The organism is Streptomyces sp. NPDC107575 (assembly GCF_055657265.1).
Window position 1 is genome coordinate 982,228 of sequence record NZ_JBVKBG010000001.1, and the last position, 14,840, is coordinate 997,067.

15 protein-coding genes are annotated in these 14,840 nt (G+C 71.4%); 9 read left to right on the forward strand and 6 right to left on the reverse strand.

Annotation, left to right across the window (positions count from 1 at the left end; all coding sequences use genetic code 11):
* Positions 1 to 44 precede the first annotated feature (44 nt).
* On the reverse strand, positions 45 to 899 hold the full coding sequence (locus ACZ7L4_RS04545; protein ID WP_472099614.1) for a hypothetical protein: 855 nt from the start codon (positions 897 to 899) through the stop codon (positions 45 to 47).
* Positions 896 to 1,513 (reverse strand): Pvc16 family protein, encoded by a 618-nt coding sequence (locus tag ACZ7L4_RS04550; protein ID WP_472099616.1) that lies wholly within the window; start codon positions 1,511 to 1,513, stop codon positions 896 to 898. The genes ACZ7L4_RS04545 and ACZ7L4_RS04550 overlap by 4 nt, the downstream gene beginning before the upstream one ends.
* 156 nt (positions 1,514 to 1,669) lie before the next feature.
* Here ACZ7L4_RS04550 and ACZ7L4_RS04555 point away from each other — a divergent pair, with 156 nt between their 5' ends.
* The 3 genes from ACZ7L4_RS04555 to ACZ7L4_RS04565 all read left to right on the forward strand — a co-directional run bounded on the left by ACZ7L4_RS04555 (position 1,670) and on the right by ACZ7L4_RS04565 (position 5,225).
* Positions 1,670 to 2,698, forward strand: a complete 1,029-nt coding sequence (locus ACZ7L4_RS04555) for a hypothetical protein (RefSeq protein ID WP_472099618.1) — start codon at positions 1,670 to 1,672, stop codon at positions 2,696 to 2,698.
* 163 nt (positions 2,699 to 2,861) lie between these two features.
* Positions 2,862 to 3,629, forward strand: a complete 768-nt coding sequence (locus ACZ7L4_RS04560; protein WP_472099620.1) for an AfsR/SARP family transcriptional regulator — start codon at positions 2,862 to 2,864, stop codon at positions 3,627 to 3,629.
* A gap of 165 nt (positions 3,630 to 3,794) precedes the next feature.
* Positions 3,795 to 5,225: a DEAD/DEAH box helicase gene (locus ACZ7L4_RS04565; RefSeq protein ID WP_472099622.1), complete on the forward strand. Its 1,431-nt coding sequence runs from the start codon at positions 3,795 to 3,797 to the stop codon at positions 5,223 to 5,225.
* A 26-nt stretch (positions 5,226 to 5,251) separates the two neighbouring features.
* Here ACZ7L4_RS04565 and ACZ7L4_RS04570 read toward each other — a convergent pair whose 3' ends face one another.
* From ACZ7L4_RS04570 to ACZ7L4_RS04580, 3 genes are all read right to left on the reverse strand, one after another.
* Positions 5,252 to 5,818 carry an SRPBCC family protein gene (locus ACZ7L4_RS04570; RefSeq protein WP_472099623.1) on the reverse strand — a complete coding sequence of 189 codons (567 nt, stop codon included), beginning with the start codon at positions 5,816 to 5,818 and terminating at the stop codon, positions 5,252 to 5,254.
* A complete protein-coding gene (locus tag ACZ7L4_RS04575; RefSeq protein WP_472099625.1) occupies positions 5,818 to 6,432 on the reverse strand; it encodes a TetR/AcrR family transcriptional regulator in 615 nt (204 codons plus the stop codon). Before ACZ7L4_RS04575 ends, ACZ7L4_RS04570 begins: the two co-directional genes overlap by 1 nt.
* Positions 6,433 to 6,548: 116 nt before the next feature.
* Positions 6,549 to 8,336 carry a sigma-54-dependent Fis family transcriptional regulator gene (locus ACZ7L4_RS04580; protein ID WP_472099627.1) on the reverse strand — a complete coding sequence of 596 codons (1,788 nt, stop codon included), beginning with the start codon at positions 8,334 to 8,336 and terminating at the stop codon, positions 6,549 to 6,551.
* 219 nt (positions 8,337 to 8,555) lie between these two features.
* On the opposite strand from ACZ7L4_RS04580, the gene ACZ7L4_RS04585 reads away from it, so the two are divergent.
* From ACZ7L4_RS04585 to ACZ7L4_RS04605, 5 genes are read left to right on the forward strand one after another with little or no spacing between them, the layout of a single operon-like run.
* Positions 8,556 to 9,350, forward strand: a complete 795-nt coding sequence (locus ACZ7L4_RS04585; RefSeq protein ID WP_472099628.1) for an acetoin reductase — start codon at positions 8,556 to 8,558, stop codon at positions 9,348 to 9,350.
* 37 nt (positions 9,351 to 9,387) lie between these two features.
* Positions 9,388 to 10,389 carry an amidohydrolase family protein gene (locus tag ACZ7L4_RS04590; RefSeq protein ID WP_472099629.1) on the forward strand — a complete coding sequence of 334 codons (1,002 nt, stop codon included), beginning with the start codon at positions 9,388 to 9,390 and terminating at the stop codon, positions 10,387 to 10,389.
* A 1-nt stretch (position 10,390) separates the two neighbouring features.
* A complete protein-coding gene (locus ACZ7L4_RS04595; RefSeq protein WP_472099631.1) occupies positions 10,391 to 11,116 on the forward strand; it encodes a metal-sulfur cluster assembly factor in 726 nt (241 codons plus the stop codon).
* Positions 11,113 to 12,138, forward strand: coding sequence for an NAD(P)-dependent alcohol dehydrogenase (locus ACZ7L4_RS04600; RefSeq protein ID WP_472099633.1), 1,026 nt, complete (start codon positions 11,113 to 11,115; stop codon positions 12,136 to 12,138). Before ACZ7L4_RS04595 ends, ACZ7L4_RS04600 begins: the two co-directional genes overlap by 4 nt.
* 43 nt (positions 12,139 to 12,181) lie before the next feature.
* On the forward strand, positions 12,182 to 12,997 hold the full coding sequence (locus tag ACZ7L4_RS04605; protein WP_472099635.1) for an SCO6745 family protein: 816 nt from the start codon (positions 12,182 to 12,184) through the stop codon (positions 12,995 to 12,997).
* A 12-nt stretch (positions 12,998 to 13,009) separates the two neighbouring features.
* Here ACZ7L4_RS04605 and ACZ7L4_RS04610 read toward each other — a convergent pair whose 3' ends face one another.
* Entirely contained in the window at positions 13,010 to 13,915 is a 906-nt protein-coding gene (locus ACZ7L4_RS04610) for an alpha/beta fold hydrolase (protein WP_472099637.1), read from the reverse strand.
* Positions 13,916 to 14,307: 392 nt separating this feature from the next.
* On the opposite strand from ACZ7L4_RS04610, the gene ACZ7L4_RS04615 reads away from it, so the two are divergent.
* Positions 14,308 to 14,688 carry a hypothetical protein gene (locus tag ACZ7L4_RS04615; protein ID WP_472099639.1) on the forward strand — a complete coding sequence of 127 codons (381 nt, stop codon included), beginning with the start codon at positions 14,308 to 14,310 and terminating at the stop codon, positions 14,686 to 14,688.
* Positions 14,689 to 14,840: the final 152 nt, after the last annotated feature.

Here is a 14,840-nt window from a genome sequence, read left to right on the forward strand (position 1 = left end):
CTCCTTCGGGCCGCGGCCCACGGGCTGCGGCGGCGCGCGGGCGGTCAGGGGTTGAACTGCAGGGGCTCCCGCAGCAGCAGGACGTCGCCGACGTCCACGTCCACCGTGGACACCGGCGCCGTCGACGGGACGTAGAACGGGGGCGGCGAGACGCCTCGCAGCAGCGGATTGTCGAGGTCGGCTGCGAGCGGCGGGGACGACGAGCGGGGCACCGGCTCCAGCGGCAGGTCCGCGAGCGGGTCCTGGGCGAGCTCCCGTGCGGTGGGCGGTGGCGGGCCGCCGGGGCCGCGCGCGTGCACCAGCAGATCGACCCGCAGCCGCGAGGGAGCGGGCGGCGGCAGCAGCCCCGTGCTCGTGAGCGGCAGCAGGAACTCGCCCCGCTCGTCGCCGTGCGCCCGGCCGACGACCCGCCCGCCGGGGCCGGTCGCCGCGATCCGCGGCCAGCGCACCGGCGCTTCGTCGCGCGCGACACGGCCCCGGATCACGGTGAACCCCGGCCCGGGCCCGCCGGCCGACCCCGGAGCGAGCCAGATCCGCAACACGCGCGACAGGGCGGGGAGTCGGGGCCCGGGCGGCACCTGATCCACGGCTTCGGCGGCGGCCGGCGGCCACAACGGAACCCGCAGCCGGCGCGGCACCAGGCGTCGCGTGGTGTCCCACACGCGCAGGTCTGCCCGGTCACCGATGTGCGGCCCGAACAGCAGGAGGAAGCGGCCGCCGCGGCCGAAGGTCCCGGCGCCGCCCGCGAACTGGCGTTCGCCGCCGACGAACTGACGTCGCGCCCCCTCCCTGCGCAGTGCCACGGGCGTCGCTACCGGACGCGAGGTGAGCGCGTCGCGCACCTCGACGGCGAGAGCCAGCCGGTGCAGGACCCGTTGGCCACCGGGAAGAGTCGTCACGGCGGCACCGCCCCGGGAGGCGGCGAGGTCGCGGTGGTCCGGGCGGCCACGGTGGTGACCCGCTCGGGGACCTCCGCGCGGCGGCCGTCGATCCGGATCACCCGCGCCAAGTAGGGCAGACAGAGACGGTAGTCGGTGGTCAGTGCCTGGAACGCCTCGCTCATCGAGTCCAGCGCCACGTCGTCGGGCACCACGGAGATCAGGTCCGACGCGTCCCAGTCGCCGGACGGATGCAGCAGCGGACCCGCGAGCAGACCTTCCGATTCCAGTACCTGTCCGGCCAGACCGAGCCATTCCAACTCGCTCTCGGCGAAGGTGTCCCAGGCCGCGATCAGCAGATGCATGCGCAGCGGGAGCCGGGCGAGACCGTCGACGCCCGCCGCACCGGCGAGCCCCGGCCGCGTCTCCCGGTCGACCGACAGCCGGTAGCAGTACACCGACACCGCGGGGAACTGAATGACCGCACCGGGGCTGCTGTTCACCTCGTCGAAGTCACGGGTCGTCGCCAGCACGGCGGTGGGCCGCGGCGCACCAGGCAGTGCCTCGGCGAACCTGCGGTTCAGCAGGTCGACGATGCTGCGCCCGACGGCGGCCAGGGCCCGGTATCCGGCCATGGCGGCGATGGTGGGCCCCGGCGCGTCACCGCGCCGTTGTGGCGACGCGAGGCGCCTCCACAACGGCGACGCTCCGGTGACAGTGCCCCCTCGACACTTCGGTCCTGACCCCGCTGCGCGCCCCGCGGCGCGGCGGATACCGACGGAGGAGGCACGATGGAAACCGGCTATCCCCAGGGGCAGCCCCGGCAGGAGCGCCACAAGCACCACGACCCACCGCACGAGGAGTGCGATCTGACAGGGATGGACGACCTTGCCTGTGAGTCGAAGGGTGTGGCAGACAGGGCCCAGTACATCGCCAAGTACGCGGACGAGCTGAAGGAGCGCCGGGCCGCGTACGACACCGCTCGAGCCGCCTACACGCAGGCGCGTACGGCGGCCACGGCGGACGCGGCGGGTATCCGCAAGGACCTGCTGCAGATCCGCGAGCAGTTGCGCTGCCAACTCGACCGCGGCACGGTCGAATGCCTGGACGAGGCATGGGACGAGGTCGCCGAGCGCCTACAGCACTGCGGCGAGGGGCGCTCCGGATGCTGTGTCGAGGAGTGCGACTTCGGGGACGAAGACGGTGCGGACGACGACATCGAGGGCCTGACCGCACGGCTCGGCCGTGTCGAGCGCATCGTGTCCGCCGCCGAAGCCTGCTTCGCCACGCTGGTGGGCGAACCCGACGAGCTGACCCGGCGGGTGGCCGATCTCAGGGCCAAGGCCACCGCCCTGCTCGCGGAGATCTCCGACCCCAAGAAGGCCGACCTCAAGCACGCTTACGCGACCCTGCGGTGGCTCTGGCACCGGTACGACGAGATCTGGTGGGGCTTCCCTCGGGTGGACGACTTCCAGAACTGCCTGTGCCAGGCGTTGACCTGCTCGATCGGTGGACGCCGCCTGCTGGGCATCCTGACCGGCAGGCTCGGTGTGCTGAAGTGTCGCAAGGACGCGCGGGACCAGCGCTGCGCCATGCTGCGGACCCAGGTGGTTGAAACGGTGCTGGAGGTGTGCGACAGGTCCTGCCGCTCCGTGGGCGACGCGGAGCGGGCCGGACAGGAGAAGCGGACCGGCCACCGGGCGGCGGACGAGGCCGAACAGGAGGCCGGCGACGACGCCGACGGTGACACCGGTGCCGGCGACAGCGCCGAGACCACGCGGACCGGCAAACGCGAGGGCAGGCCCCACTCGTCGTGGTGAGGCGGCCGATCGGCCGCCCCGACTGGCTGAGCCCTGCCCCGTGACGGGACGGTGACGCGCTGGGAGCATGTTGGGAGACCGGCATCCGCTCCGCCCACGGGGGGTCGCAGTGGTCTCAACACTGGTCGAATCGTTGACACGGACCGAAAGCGGCCGCAGTGCCATGCTCCATCTGTTCGGCGGGCCGTTCGTGATGCTGGCCGGCGAGCGCGTCGAGGTCCCAGAGGGCAGCAAACGACTGCTGGTGTTCGCCGCCTTGCAGTCCGGGCAGGTGGAACGCCGTTACGCCGCCGCGTCGTTGTGGCCACTGGGGGATGAGGCACGGGCCTGTGGCAATCTGCGCTCGGCCCTGTGGCGGCTGCGTCAGATGAACCTCCATCTCATCGAGACGGACAAGACCTTCCTGCGTCTGGACCCTGGCGTCGCGGTAGACGTACGCCTCGTGTGCGACTGGGCCCAGCGCCTGATCCGCGACGAGTTGAACCCCGGTGACCTGGCGGCGGTGCCGTGGCGGCTCGACGACTTGGACTTCCTGCCCGGTTGCTATGACGACTGGGCGTTGATGGAGCGCGAACGCCTACGGCAGCGGCTCCTGCACGCGCTGGAAGCGCTGAGCCGCGCTCTCACGGCTCGGGGGCGCTGTGCGGAGGCGGTGGATGTCGCCTTGATGGTGGTGAGCGCGGAACCCCTGCGGGAGAGCGCGCAGCGTCGGCTGATCGAGGCGCATGTCGCGGAGTGCAACTGGCGGGAGGCGCGGCGCGCGTTGGACGCATACCGCAGGACGCTGCTGGCAGAGCTCGGTCTTGAACCCGCCCGAGACCTGTGCGATCTGATCGTCGGGCACATGACGCCGCAGTCCGTGTCGCGTCCCGGCGTGCCGTGCCGGCCGTCTCGGCTGGTGGACACCGCGCTGGCCCGCGCCGGACGCTGAGCCACCGTGACCAGGAGAGAATGAGCGGCCTGCCCGCCCCGCCGTGCTAGCGTTGAGCGTTTGCAGCGCAGCTGTGCCGGGGTCCCGTCGGGTGCCGCCGGCCGGCCGCCGCGTCCCCGCCGCGCCTTCCTCGGTACGGTCCCACCCTTCGCAGGAAGGCTCTCTGTGAGCGAATCAGCACGTGCCGACGACGCCCGGCAGCAGGACGACGCGCCGGGCACCGCCCCCGTGACGTCCTTCGCGGACCTCGATCTGCCGGCCGCGGTGCTGCGCACGCTCGCCGAGCACGGCGTGACGAAGCCGTTCCCCATCCAGGCGGCGGCGCTGCCGAACGCGCTGGCGGGCCGGGACGTCCTCGGCCGGGGCCGCACCGGTTCCGGCAAGACGCTCGCCTTCGGCCTCGGGCTGCTCGCCCGGACCGCCGGGCGACGCGCGCAGCCCAAGGAGCCCCTCGCCCTCGTGCTGGTCCCCACCCGGGAGCTGGCGCAGCAGGTGACCGAGGCCCTCACCCCGTACGCCGAGGCGCTGCGGCTGCGGCTCGCGACCGTGGTGGGCGGCGTGTCCATCAGCCGCCAGTCCGCCGCGCTGCGCGACGGCGCCGAGGTCGTCATCGCCACCCCGGGCCGGCTCCACGACCTGATCGACCGCAAGGGCTGCCGCCTGGGACGGGTGCGCATCACGGTCCTGGACGAGGCCGACCAGATGTGCGACATGGGCTTCCTGCCGCAGGTCACCGAGGCCCTGGACCAGGTGCGGCCCGACGGCCAACGGATGCTGTTCTCCGCCACCCTCGACGCCGACGTCGACCAGCTGGTGCAGCGCTACCTGCGCGACCCGGCCGAGCACTCCGTGGACCCCTCCTCCAGCGCGGTCTCCACGATCGAGCACCACGTCCTCGTCGTACACGGCCCGGACCGCTGGTCCGTCGCCACGGAGATCGCCGCCCGGGACGGCCGCGTCCTGCTCTTCCTCGACACCAAGCACGGCGTCGACCAGCTCACCCGGCACCTGCGGGCCAGCGGTGTGGCCGCCGCCGCGCTGCACAGCGGCAAGGCGCAGCCGCAGCGCACCCGGACCCTGGCCCAGTTCAAGAACGGCGAGATCACCGCCCTGGTGGCGACGAACGTCGCCGCGCGCGGCCTGCACGTCGACGACCTCGACCTCGTGGTCAACGTCGACCCGGCGACCGACCCCAAGGACTACCTCCACCGCGCGGGACGTACCGCCCGCGCAGGACGTTCCGGCACCGTCGTGTCCCTCGTCCTGTCCGGGCAGCGCCGCGAGACGAGCCAGGTGATGGCGGACGCCGACGTCACCGCGAAGGTCACCAAGGTGCGCTCCGGCGAGGCCGAACTGAGCCGGATCACCGGCGCCAGGGCCCCCTCCGGCAAGCCGCTGGACGGCGGCCCCGCCCAGCGCCCCAAGAACCAGAACACCCCGTTCCGCGGCCTCGGCAGCACCAAGAACCCGAAGAGCGGCTCCGGAACCGGGACGGGTTCCGGAGCCGGCTCGGGCGGCCGCGGCTCCCGCAAGACCAACGAGGCCCGCAAGCTCGCGGAGGCGCGCAAGGCGGCGCGGGTGCGCAGGGGCGGCTGAGCCCGATTCCCTTCAGGCGGCCGGGTTCAGGAGGCCCTGACCTCGGCCACGCGGTCGGCCAGTGCCCGGTTCAGCGCGCGGAACTGCGGCAGGGTGTTGGACTCCAGCGTGCTGCGGACGAAGGGAACCGCCACGCCGCTGAACGCCTCGCTCTGCGTCAGCCTGACCCGGTGGCTCCCCACCTGGTCGATGACGAAGCGGTGTTCGCCGTCGAAGACGAGGCCGGGGCCGATCCTGCCGATCCAGCGCAGCTCCCGGCCCGGGTCGGCGGCCAGCACAGTGGGCGTGAACGTGGTGTCCCCGGTCTTGTCGCGCATGACCAGACGCAGGGTGGCGTCCTCGCGCACGGTGCCGCCCGCGGAGACGATGAACGGGTTCCACTCGTCGTAGGCCCGCAGATCGGACAGCACGCGCCAGACCTCGTCGGGCGTCGCCTCCAGCTCGATCGACGTACTCAGCCTGTACGGGCGGGCGTTGGTCCAGCCGGTGTAGAGCGCCAGCAGGACGAGGAGCGAGGCCAGCACGGCGACCAGGCGGCGGCGCCGGGGCCGGGTCCGGCGCGGGCGTGTCGGAGCTTCCAGTAATGCGGTCATCAACTCTCCCTGAGCGGTAGCGCGCCGCGCAGGGCGGCGCTCACGAGTCGTTCGGCATACGCACGGTCGATTGGCCGGCCGGTGATGAGGAGCCGGTAGTACAGGGCCCCCGCGAGCTGGTCGAACAGCAGGCCGGCGTCGGTGGAGGAGTCCAGCTCGCCGCGGAGCCGGGCGCGGTCGATCCGCCCCAGGACGACCTGGTTGCGCCGGGTGAAGACCTCGCGGACCAGCGCGCCGATGTCGGGGTGCCGGGCAGCTGCGGCGACCAGCTCGGCCACCACTCCGGCGGACAGGTCGTCGGCCTCGCCCTGCCGTCCCGCGCGCCGCATGCTGTTGAGCCCGAGGGCGATCTGCTCCGCGTAGTCGGTGAGGTCGGCGCGCACGTCCCCGGTGTCCGGGACGGCCACGTCGTCCTGCATCCGGGCGATCACCGCGACGGCCAGATGATCCTTGGTGGGCCAGCGCCGGTACAGGGTCGTCTTGGCCACGTCGGCCCGCTCGGCGACCTTGTCCACGACGAACCCCGCGTAGCCGTGCTCCAGGAGCTGGTCCCGCGCCGTCCGCAGAATCCGCTCGTCGGCCTCCGCGTTCCTCGGCCGCCCTCGCTGCGCCATGTCCTGTGCTCCGCCCCAGTCATTCCGCTACTGCCGTTTCGTAATTGGAGCGTACGGAGGTAGGGGGCTTTACGCAACGGTCGTAGCGAAATTGGATGCGGGGGCTGTCGGTCGGCTCAACCGCGTGCGGGAAGGGTGATGCCGTAGGCCCGCATCTTCCGGTAGATCGTCGTGCGGGAGATGCCGAGCCGCTGCGCCGCGAGGAGCTTGTTGCCGTCCGCCTCCAGCAGGGCCTGGACCAGGGTGTCGCGCTCGGACGCCTCCCAGGCGCTGAGCGAGCGGCCGCCCGCGCTGTGCAGGGACGGCGGCAGATCGCCGAGCTCGATCCGGTAGGTGCGCCGGCCCGCCGCGGCCTCGCGCAGTGCGGCGTCCAGCTGGCGGATGTTCCCGGGCCAGTCGTGCCGGCGCAGCAGCGGCAGCACCTCGGGCGCGCACTCGACGCCCGCGCCGACGCGCCGCAGCAGACAGTCGACCAGGGCGGGCAGGTCCGCGAGGCGGTGCCGCAGCGCGGGAACGGCCACCGCCTCGGCGAAGCAGCGCCGCAGGGGTTCGGGCACGGCGCGTGCCTGGCGCAGGGTGCCGACGATCCAGGTGCCCTGTGCCGTCGCGGCGTCCAGGGCCTGGGCGACGGCGGGAGCTTCCTCGGGGGCCACGGCGTCCACGTGGCGAAGGAGGAGGGCGCGGCCGGCCCCCGTCGCTGCCTCGCGCAGGGCGGTCGGCAGATCGCTCGCCGCCGCGGCATCCACGACGACGAGGGCCGAGGCCGCACCGGTCAGCGCGTGCGCGGCGCGGGCCAGTGCCGTCTTGCCCGTTCCGGCCTCGCCGTGGAGCAGCAGCGGGGTCCGTTCGCGGGCGCAGCGGGACGCCGTACGGGAGACGGTGTTCCACGCCGGGTCCGTCCCGGCGAGGCCCGGCAGCGGCCACGGCCGGGCCGCGCCCTGCTCCGTGCGCGTACGGGAGCCGGAGCGGGGCCGGTGCCCGGCGTCGGGGACGTCCGCGAAGGCCAGCTCCAGCAGGAATCCGGCCGCGCCCGCGGAACTGTCGACCTGGCGGCAGCGCATCAGGACGCTGTCCCCGCCCGTCAGTTGCACCTCGTGCCGGGTGCGCGGCGCGTGCCCCAGTTCGGCGGCGGCCTCGTGCAGCAGCCGGTGGTCGTCCCCGGTGAGCCGGGCCGAGGCCGCCGAGTTGGCGAGGACGAGATCCTGGCCGAGACAGAGCACCGGCCGGTCGCCGTAGTGGCTCACCTGCTGGAACGCCTCGAGCAGAGCCCGCTGGTGCGAGCTGCTGAACTCGTACATGACGCGCTCGATGTCACCGGCCGCCTCCTGCACCAGGGCCGCCATGAGGGTGCGTGCCGGACCGTTCCAGCACGTCAGGTTCATGGCTCCCTCGACCCGCCCGGTGACCGAGTTGCGGATCGGGGCCGCCGCGCACGAGACGCCCTGCAGACGTTCGTTGAAGTGCTCGGTGCCGAGGACGACATTGGGCCGGCGCTCCTCCAGGGCGACCCCGATGCCGTTCGTGCCGACGAACTGCTCCGCGTAATTGAAGCCGGGGGCCAGATGGACCCGGTCCAGGTGCGTCGAGAGGCGCTTCTCGCCGACGCGGCGGTCGCGCACCCAGCCCTTGCGGTCCGTCACGATCACGCTCGCGTCCGAACCCGCCAGCGTCCGCTCCAGCCGGTCGAGGACGGGCGTCGCGGCGCGCACCAGGCGGCTCTCCCGGTCGAAGTCCGGCTGATAGGGGGCGACCACCTCGTCCGTGCCGACCCCGAGGTACTTGGAACGCTGCCAGGAGTTGCGGATGCCCTCGGGCACGATCGGCGCGGGCGGTTCCGAGTGGGTGAGGAACTGCAGGCGCGCCCGCGCGATGGTCCGGTCCCGCTCCGTGCTGTCGCTGAGCATGGCGCCTCCGATGGGCGTGTTTCCGCCATATTACGAAGGTGTTCGTACCAGTCAACCGGCTGTTCGCCAAGACTCCTTGTGCGTTTTCCGTGCACGGGTACGGGCGTGGGCCGCGGTGTGTTCCACATTGAAAAACTCGACGGCGCCCGCGGCCCGCACGCTGATGGTCGGCGCCGCACAACGGGTGCGGCGGCCCGCCGTCGAGCACAGGAGCCCGCTATGACCTCCGTCGACACCACGCCCCGCACCGCGATCGTCACCGGCGCCGCCCGCGGCATCGGCCGCGCCATCGCCGAGCGCCTCGCACAGGACGGACTCGATGTCGCCGTCGCCGACCTCCCCGGCATGAGCGAGGAGTTGGGTGAAGTGGCGGCCGGCATCGAGAAGACCGGCCGCCGTTCCCTCGCCGTGCACGCCGACGTGTCCAGCAAGGAGCAGACCGACGCGCTCGTCGAGGAAGTGGCGGGCCGCTTCGGCCGGGTCGACGTCTACGTCGCCAACGCCGGCATCGCCCGCGTCACCCCGCTCCTCGACACCGGGCTCGACGAGTTCGAGCAGATCATGGCCGTGAACCTGCGCGGCGTCTTCCTCTCCTACCAGGCCGCCGCGCGGCAGATGATCGCCCAGGGCGGCGGCGGAAAGATCATCGGCGCGGCGTCGATCGTCGCGTACCGCCCGTTCGCGCTGCTCGGCACCTACTCGGCGTCGAAGTGGGGCGTACGCGGTCTGACCCAGGCCGCCGCCATGGAGTGGGCGCGGCACGGCATCACCGTCAACGCGTACTGCCCGGGCATCGTCGGCACCGACATGTGGGACCTCATCGACGAGCGCCTCGCGCAGGAGGAGGGCCTGCAGAAGGGCCGGGCCATCAAGAAGTACGCGGAGGCCATCGCGCTCGGCCGCGTCGAGGAGCCCACCGACGTCGCGTCCTTCGTCTCCTACCTGGCCTCACCGGACTCGGACTACATGACCGGCCAGTCCGTGATGATCGACGGCGGCATCCAGTTCTCCTGACGCACACCGAGGAACGAGGAACTGAGGAGGCAGACAGATGTATTCCAAGGACGGCGAGAACTACTTCATCGTCGACGCGCACATCGCCCTCTGGGACGCGCGCCCCGAGAACCAACTCAACATCCACGGCAAGCAGTTCATCGACTGCTTCTACGACTACCACCGCAACCTCAGCCCGGAGTCCGAGGTGTGGGCGTACGAGGAGTACCTCTACCAGGGCGGCGAGCGGTTGATGAAGGACCTCTTCGTCGACGGGTACGTCGACCACGCCATCTTCCAGCCCGCACGTCTCGGAGCGTTCTACCGGGGCGGCTTCGGTCAGACCGCGGAAGCCTTCGCGCTCGCCCGGCAGCACCCCGACAAGCTGACGTACAACCACTCCTGGGACCCCCGGTACGAGCAGCGGGGAATCGACCAACTGCGGCGCGACGCCGAGCGGTTCCAGCTCAAGGGCGTCAAGCTGTACACCGCAGAGTGGAAGGGCGACAGCCGCGGCTACAAGCTCGACGACCCGTGGACGTATCGCTATCTGGAGGTGTGCCAGGAACTCGGGATCAACAACATCCACGTCCACAAGGGCCCGACGATCCGCCCGCTCGACCGGGACGCCTTCGACGTGGCGGACGTCGACAAGGCGGCCACGCAGTTCCCCGAGATGAACTTCGTCGTCGAGCACTGCGGGCTGCCGCGCCTCGAGGACTTCTGCTGGATCGCCACGCAGGAGCCCAACGTGCACGCGGGCCTCGCCGTCGCGATCCCCTTCATCCACAGCCGCCCCCGGTACTTCGCGCAGATCATCGGCGAACTGCTCTACTGGCTGGACGAGGACCGCATCCAGTTCTCCAGCGACTACGCGCTCTGGACACCTCGCTGGCTGATCGAACGGTTCGTCGACTTCCAGATCCCCGAGGACATGACCCCCGAGTACGCGCCCATCACCGTGGCGCAGAAGAAGAAGATCCTCGGACTCAACGCTGCGGCCATGTACGACATCGAGGTCCCGGCCGGTCTCGGCGTCGACGCACCGGCGGCGGCCTGACATGCGCGCCGACACGCGGGAACAGTCCGCCCGCGCCGCCCTGGACACCGTCCTCGACCCGGAACTGGACGAGCCGATCACCGACCTGGGCTTCGTCCGCTCCGTGACGGTCACCCCCGATGGGGCGCTCACCGTCCGGCTCAGGCTGCCCACCTCGTTCTGCTCGCCCAACTTCGCGTACCTCATGGCCTCGGACTCCAAGGACGCGTTGACGGCGCTGCCCTGGACCCGCGACGTCGTGGTGCTGCTCGACGACCACCACGACTCGGACCTCATCAACCAGGGGCTCGCCGCGGACGCGGGCTACCGCGGCACGTTCGGGGCCGAGGCCGAGAAGGACCTCGAAGCGCTGCGCCTGACGTTTCGCCGCAAGGCCCATTCCGCGGCGATGGAGCGGGCGTTGACCCACCTGCTCCGCGAGAACCCCGACCTCACCGAGGAGGACCTGCACGACGTGGTCCTCGGCGACCTCCCCGACGCGACGACATCCGGCGCGCTGCTGCGCCGACGGGAGGCCCTCGGCCTCGGCGTGGCCGCGTCCGACCCGGTGCTGGTGGACGACGAGGGGCGACGCTTCCCGCCGGGCGAGATCCCGCTCCGGATGCGCTTCGCCCGCGCGGTCCGGGTCTCGATCGACGGCAACGCGCACTTCTGCCGCGGCCTGCTGCGCACCCGCTATCCGCAGTCCGCGGCCGACCAATCGCAATCGAAGGAGAGCGTCTCGTGAAGGCAGTCCAAGTCGTGGGCTACGGCAAGAACCTCGAGATGGCCGAGGTCCCCACACCCGAGCTCACCGGCCCGTTCGACGTCATCGTCCGGATCGGCGGCGCCGGCGTGTGCCGCACCGACATCCACATCCTGGAGGGGCAGTGGGCGCAGAAGTCCGGCGTGACCCTGCCCTACACGATCGGTCATGAGAACGCCGGCTGGGTGCACGCCGTCGGCAGCGCCGTCACCAACGTCGCCGAGGGCGACAAGGTCATCGTGCACCCACTGATCACCTGCGGGCTCTGCCGGGCCTGCCGGGCGGGCGACGACGTCCACTGCGAGAACAACCAGTTCCCCGGCATCGACACCGCCGGAGGCTACGCCGAGTACCTCAAGACCTCCGCACGCAGCGTCGTGCGGATCGACGCCTCCCTCGAACCGGCCGACGTCGCGGCGCTCGCCGACGCGGGGCTCACGGCGTACCACGCCGCGGCCAAGGCGGCCCGCAAGCTGCGGCCGGGGGACCGGTGCGTGGTGATCGGCGCGGGCGGGCTCGGGCACATCGGCGTGCAGGTTCTCAAGGCCCTCACCGCCGCCGAACTCCTCGTCGTCGACCGCAACCCCGACGCGGTGGCCCTGGCGACGTCGATCGGGGCGGACCACGGCATCGTCGCGGACGGCGGCCACGTCGACCGGGTGCGCGAACTGACCGGCGGACACGGGGCGGAGACGGTCATCGACTTCGTCGGCGAGGGCGGCTCCACCAAGGACGGCGTCGCCATGCTGCGCCCGGCCGGCGACTACCACGTGGTCGGCTACGGCGAGAACATCGACGTCCCGACCATCGACATCATCTCCGCCGAGATCAACTTCATCGGCAACCTGGTCGGCTCCTACAACGACCTGTGCGAACTGATGGTCCTGGCCGCGCAGGACCGCGTCCGCCTGCACACCGCGAAGTACCCGCTCGACCGCTTCCAGGACGCGCTGGACGACCTGGAGAGCGGGCGGATCAGGGGGCGGGCGATCCTCACGCCGTGAGTGTCGCGGCGCGGTGTCAGTGGCCGCGGGCATGATGGGGGCCATGACGCACACCGCTCGTCGGATGTTCGAGCTCCTGGAGCCGATCTGCCTGGTCACGTTCTTCGCGGACGAGTGCAACGAGGAGCTGGCCGCGCTCGGCCACCGCACCTACTGGGACGGCTACTTCGCCAGTCGCGCCGCGCCGCTGGGGCGGGTGCCGGCGCAGGTCGTGGACGCGGCCTTCTACAGCTTCGCGGAGGGGGAGGTCGCGCGCCACATCCCCAGCGCGTGGGAGACGATCCCGCCCGAGGCGTCGCTCGCCGCGCGGGAGCGGGGGAGCGCGGCCTCCCTGCGGCGGATCCTCGGCGCGGAGGCGGCCGTGGTGCACGCGGCGGACCTGACCACCAAGGCGGCGACGAGCGCGCCCACGGCGGGCCGGGTGATGTACGCCGGGATGCGCAGCCTCGCGGTGCCGAACGACCCGTTCGCCCGGCTGTGGCACTCCGCGACGATGCTGCGCGAGCACCGCGCCGACGGACACATCGCGGTACTCGTCGGGGCGCGCATCGGCGGCACGGAGTCCCACGTGCTGTCCGCCATCGAGATGGGCATCCACCCGCCGGAGTCGTTCGGCCGCATCCACCATCTGCCGAAGGAACGCCTGGCCGCGGTCATGAACGGCCTGCGCGAGCGCGGACTGGTCGACGCTCAGGGCCGGTTCACCCACGCAGGCCGTGAAACCAAGCAACGCATCGAAGCCCTGACCGACGAGCTGGCCGCCCCACCCTACGAGGCTCTCTCACCCGCCGAGCTGGACGAACTGGTCGCGGAGCTCGAACCCCTCACCGAGACACTGGTGGCCGCGGGGTCGCGGTGACGAGGAGCCGCACTACGACGCCGCGCCGACCGGCACCCTCTCCAGAGCCGGACGTTCGACCTCGGTGAGAAAGTCGAGCGTCTCGATCGGCTGGTCCGTGAAGTAGTCGGCGACGAGCCGGGAGAACTCCTTGCCGCGTTCGAGGTTGGGCAGGTGGTCGGCCTCGCGGATCAGGGCGAACTGTCCCTGCTGAATCGTTGCGGCAACCTCGCGTACGCGGTCGGGCGTGGAGAACTCGTCGAACTCGCCGGTGAAGCACAGGGCCGGCACGTCCGGGATCCCGCCGGGCGGCAGTCCGGGGGTGGCCAGGACCCGCTCCAGGATGGCCAGGTGCCGGGGCACATCGGCGTCGGTGATGGCGCTCATCGTGCACGCCAGCAGCCGGGCGGTCACGGCGCGCTTGCGGACGGGCCGGTCCGGGTGCGCCATGAGCGCCTCCACCGTCACCCGGCCGTAGGCGCTGGAGATGTCCCCCGAGGCGAGGCTGTCGACCATGGCCCGCAGCGCGGTCCGGCACTCCGCCGGGTACTCCATGGACGCCCCGGCGAGCATCAGACGCTTGACGCGCTCGGGACGCCGCTGCACGAGCCGGTACGCGATCGGAACACCGTAGGAGGCGGCGAACAGGTTGACGGCGTCGAGCTTCAACTGCCCGAGCAGATCGCCCAGTACCTCGGCGAGGAAGTCGAAGCCGTACTCCGCCGGCAGATCGTCCGCGTTGCCCGACCCGGGGAAGTCGACGGTGATGACCGTCGCCACCTCCGTCCATGGCTTCTCCAACCGGCGGAAGGCGTACATGTCCTGGAAGGAGCCGCCCAGCAACACGATGGGCTCCGTCCGGGGTTCAGGGTTCTCGACGACACGGCACTCATAGGCGAACCCTTTGAAATGCAGCCGACGCACGAATTCCTCAGACATGGGCGGGTGACTCCTGGAAGCGGGGGAAACGGTCACCCAGCCCAACGAACCTCGGCTGATGGGGTAATGGATCAGCGAAAGACGCGGCTCCTGTCGATGGCCGGACGAAAGTTCGACGCCGGGTCCTGAACGCGGGGCATGCGCAATGCCTGGTCCGGCCCACTCATCCTCGTCACGCCGGTGCGGTACAGCGCGAGATCCTCGCCTCCGCGCCAAAGGTGTCCCTGGTCCCGGCCTCAGGCTTCTGTGAGTGGGAGGGCATGCCTCCATTGCGGAGCGTCATCTCTCATTCAGGTATTGGCCGGTACATGACTAACTGGGGCGACTAGTGCCCGTTAGCGTCTTTCACGCTGGATGTCCCAGTAGATCGACTTCGACAGGGGGTTCTTCCTATGCGTGCGAGAACCAAGGTCGTCACCACGGTCGCGGCAGGGCTGTTGGCCGCTGCGGGGATGTTCGCGCCCAGTGCCTCGGCGGCGGCCCCCGCTGCCCCGGAGCCCCGGCCGGCGAAGGGGGACGTGACGCTCGCCAACACGTGGGTCTACACGTGGACCAGCGCGAACATTCGCAGTTGTGCGTCGACTCAGTGCAGCATCAACTACTCGGTGCCCGCCAACTACCAGCTCAGCGCCATATGTTGGGCGCACGGCCAGTGGGTGAGCCAGAACGGTTATTCGCACGACAAGTGGGTTCTGCTCGGATCGGGTTCGAGCTGGATCTGGGGCGGCCTGCTGAAGGGGAGCGAGACGGGCAACGTACCCAACCAGTGCTGAAGTCCGCTGCCGGAACCCCGCGCCCCGCGAGCCGGACCTGCCGTGGAGGCGGAGTGAAGATCGTGGTGTGCGGGGGCGGCGGAACCAGGTAACGTCATGGTCATGTTCATCCCGGCGCTGATTTACCAGTGAAGGCGGGATGGGCCCTGGCG

Coding starts and splice junctions, on each gene's coding strand:
- ACZ7L4_RS04585 (WP_472099628.1), top strand. CDS start 8,556: ATGACCTCCGTCGACACCACGCCCCGCACCGCGATCGTCACCGGCGCC.
- ACZ7L4_RS04580 (WP_472099627.1), bottom strand. CDS start 8,336: ATGCTCAGCGACAGCACGGAGCGGGACCGGACCATCGCGCGGGCGCGC.
- ACZ7L4_RS04605 (WP_472099635.1), top strand. CDS start 12,182: ATGACGCACACCGCTCGTCGGATGTTCGAGCTCCTGGAGCCGATCTGC.
- ACZ7L4_RS04615 (WP_472099639.1), top strand. CDS start 14,308: ATGCGTGCGAGAACCAAGGTCGTCACCACGGTCGCGGCAGGGCTGTTG.
- ACZ7L4_RS04570 (WP_472099623.1), bottom strand. CDS start 5,818: ATGACCGCATTACTGGAAGCTCCGACACGCCCGCGCCGGACCCGGCCC.
- ACZ7L4_RS04550 (WP_472099616.1), bottom strand. CDS start 1,513: ATGGCCGGATACCGGGCCCTGGCCGCCGTCGGGCGCAGCATCGTCGAC.
- ACZ7L4_RS04590 (WP_472099629.1), top strand. CDS start 9,388: ATGTATTCCAAGGACGGCGAGAACTACTTCATCGTCGACGCGCACATC.
- ACZ7L4_RS04595 (WP_472099631.1), top strand. CDS start 10,391: ATGCGCGCCGACACGCGGGAACAGTCCGCCCGCGCCGCCCTGGACACC.
- ACZ7L4_RS04560 (WP_472099620.1), top strand. CDS start 2,862: ATGCTCCATCTGTTCGGCGGGCCGTTCGTGATGCTGGCCGGCGAGCGC.
- ACZ7L4_RS04610 (WP_472099637.1), bottom strand. CDS start 13,915: ATGTCTGAGGAATTCGTGCGTCGGCTGCATTTCAAAGGGTTCGCCTAT.
- ACZ7L4_RS04575 (WP_472099625.1), bottom strand. CDS start 6,432: ATGGCGCAGCGAGGGCGGCCGAGGAACGCGGAGGCCGACGAGCGGATT.
- ACZ7L4_RS04555 (WP_472099618.1), top strand. CDS start 1,670: ATGGAAACCGGCTATCCCCAGGGGCAGCCCCGGCAGGAGCGCCACAAG.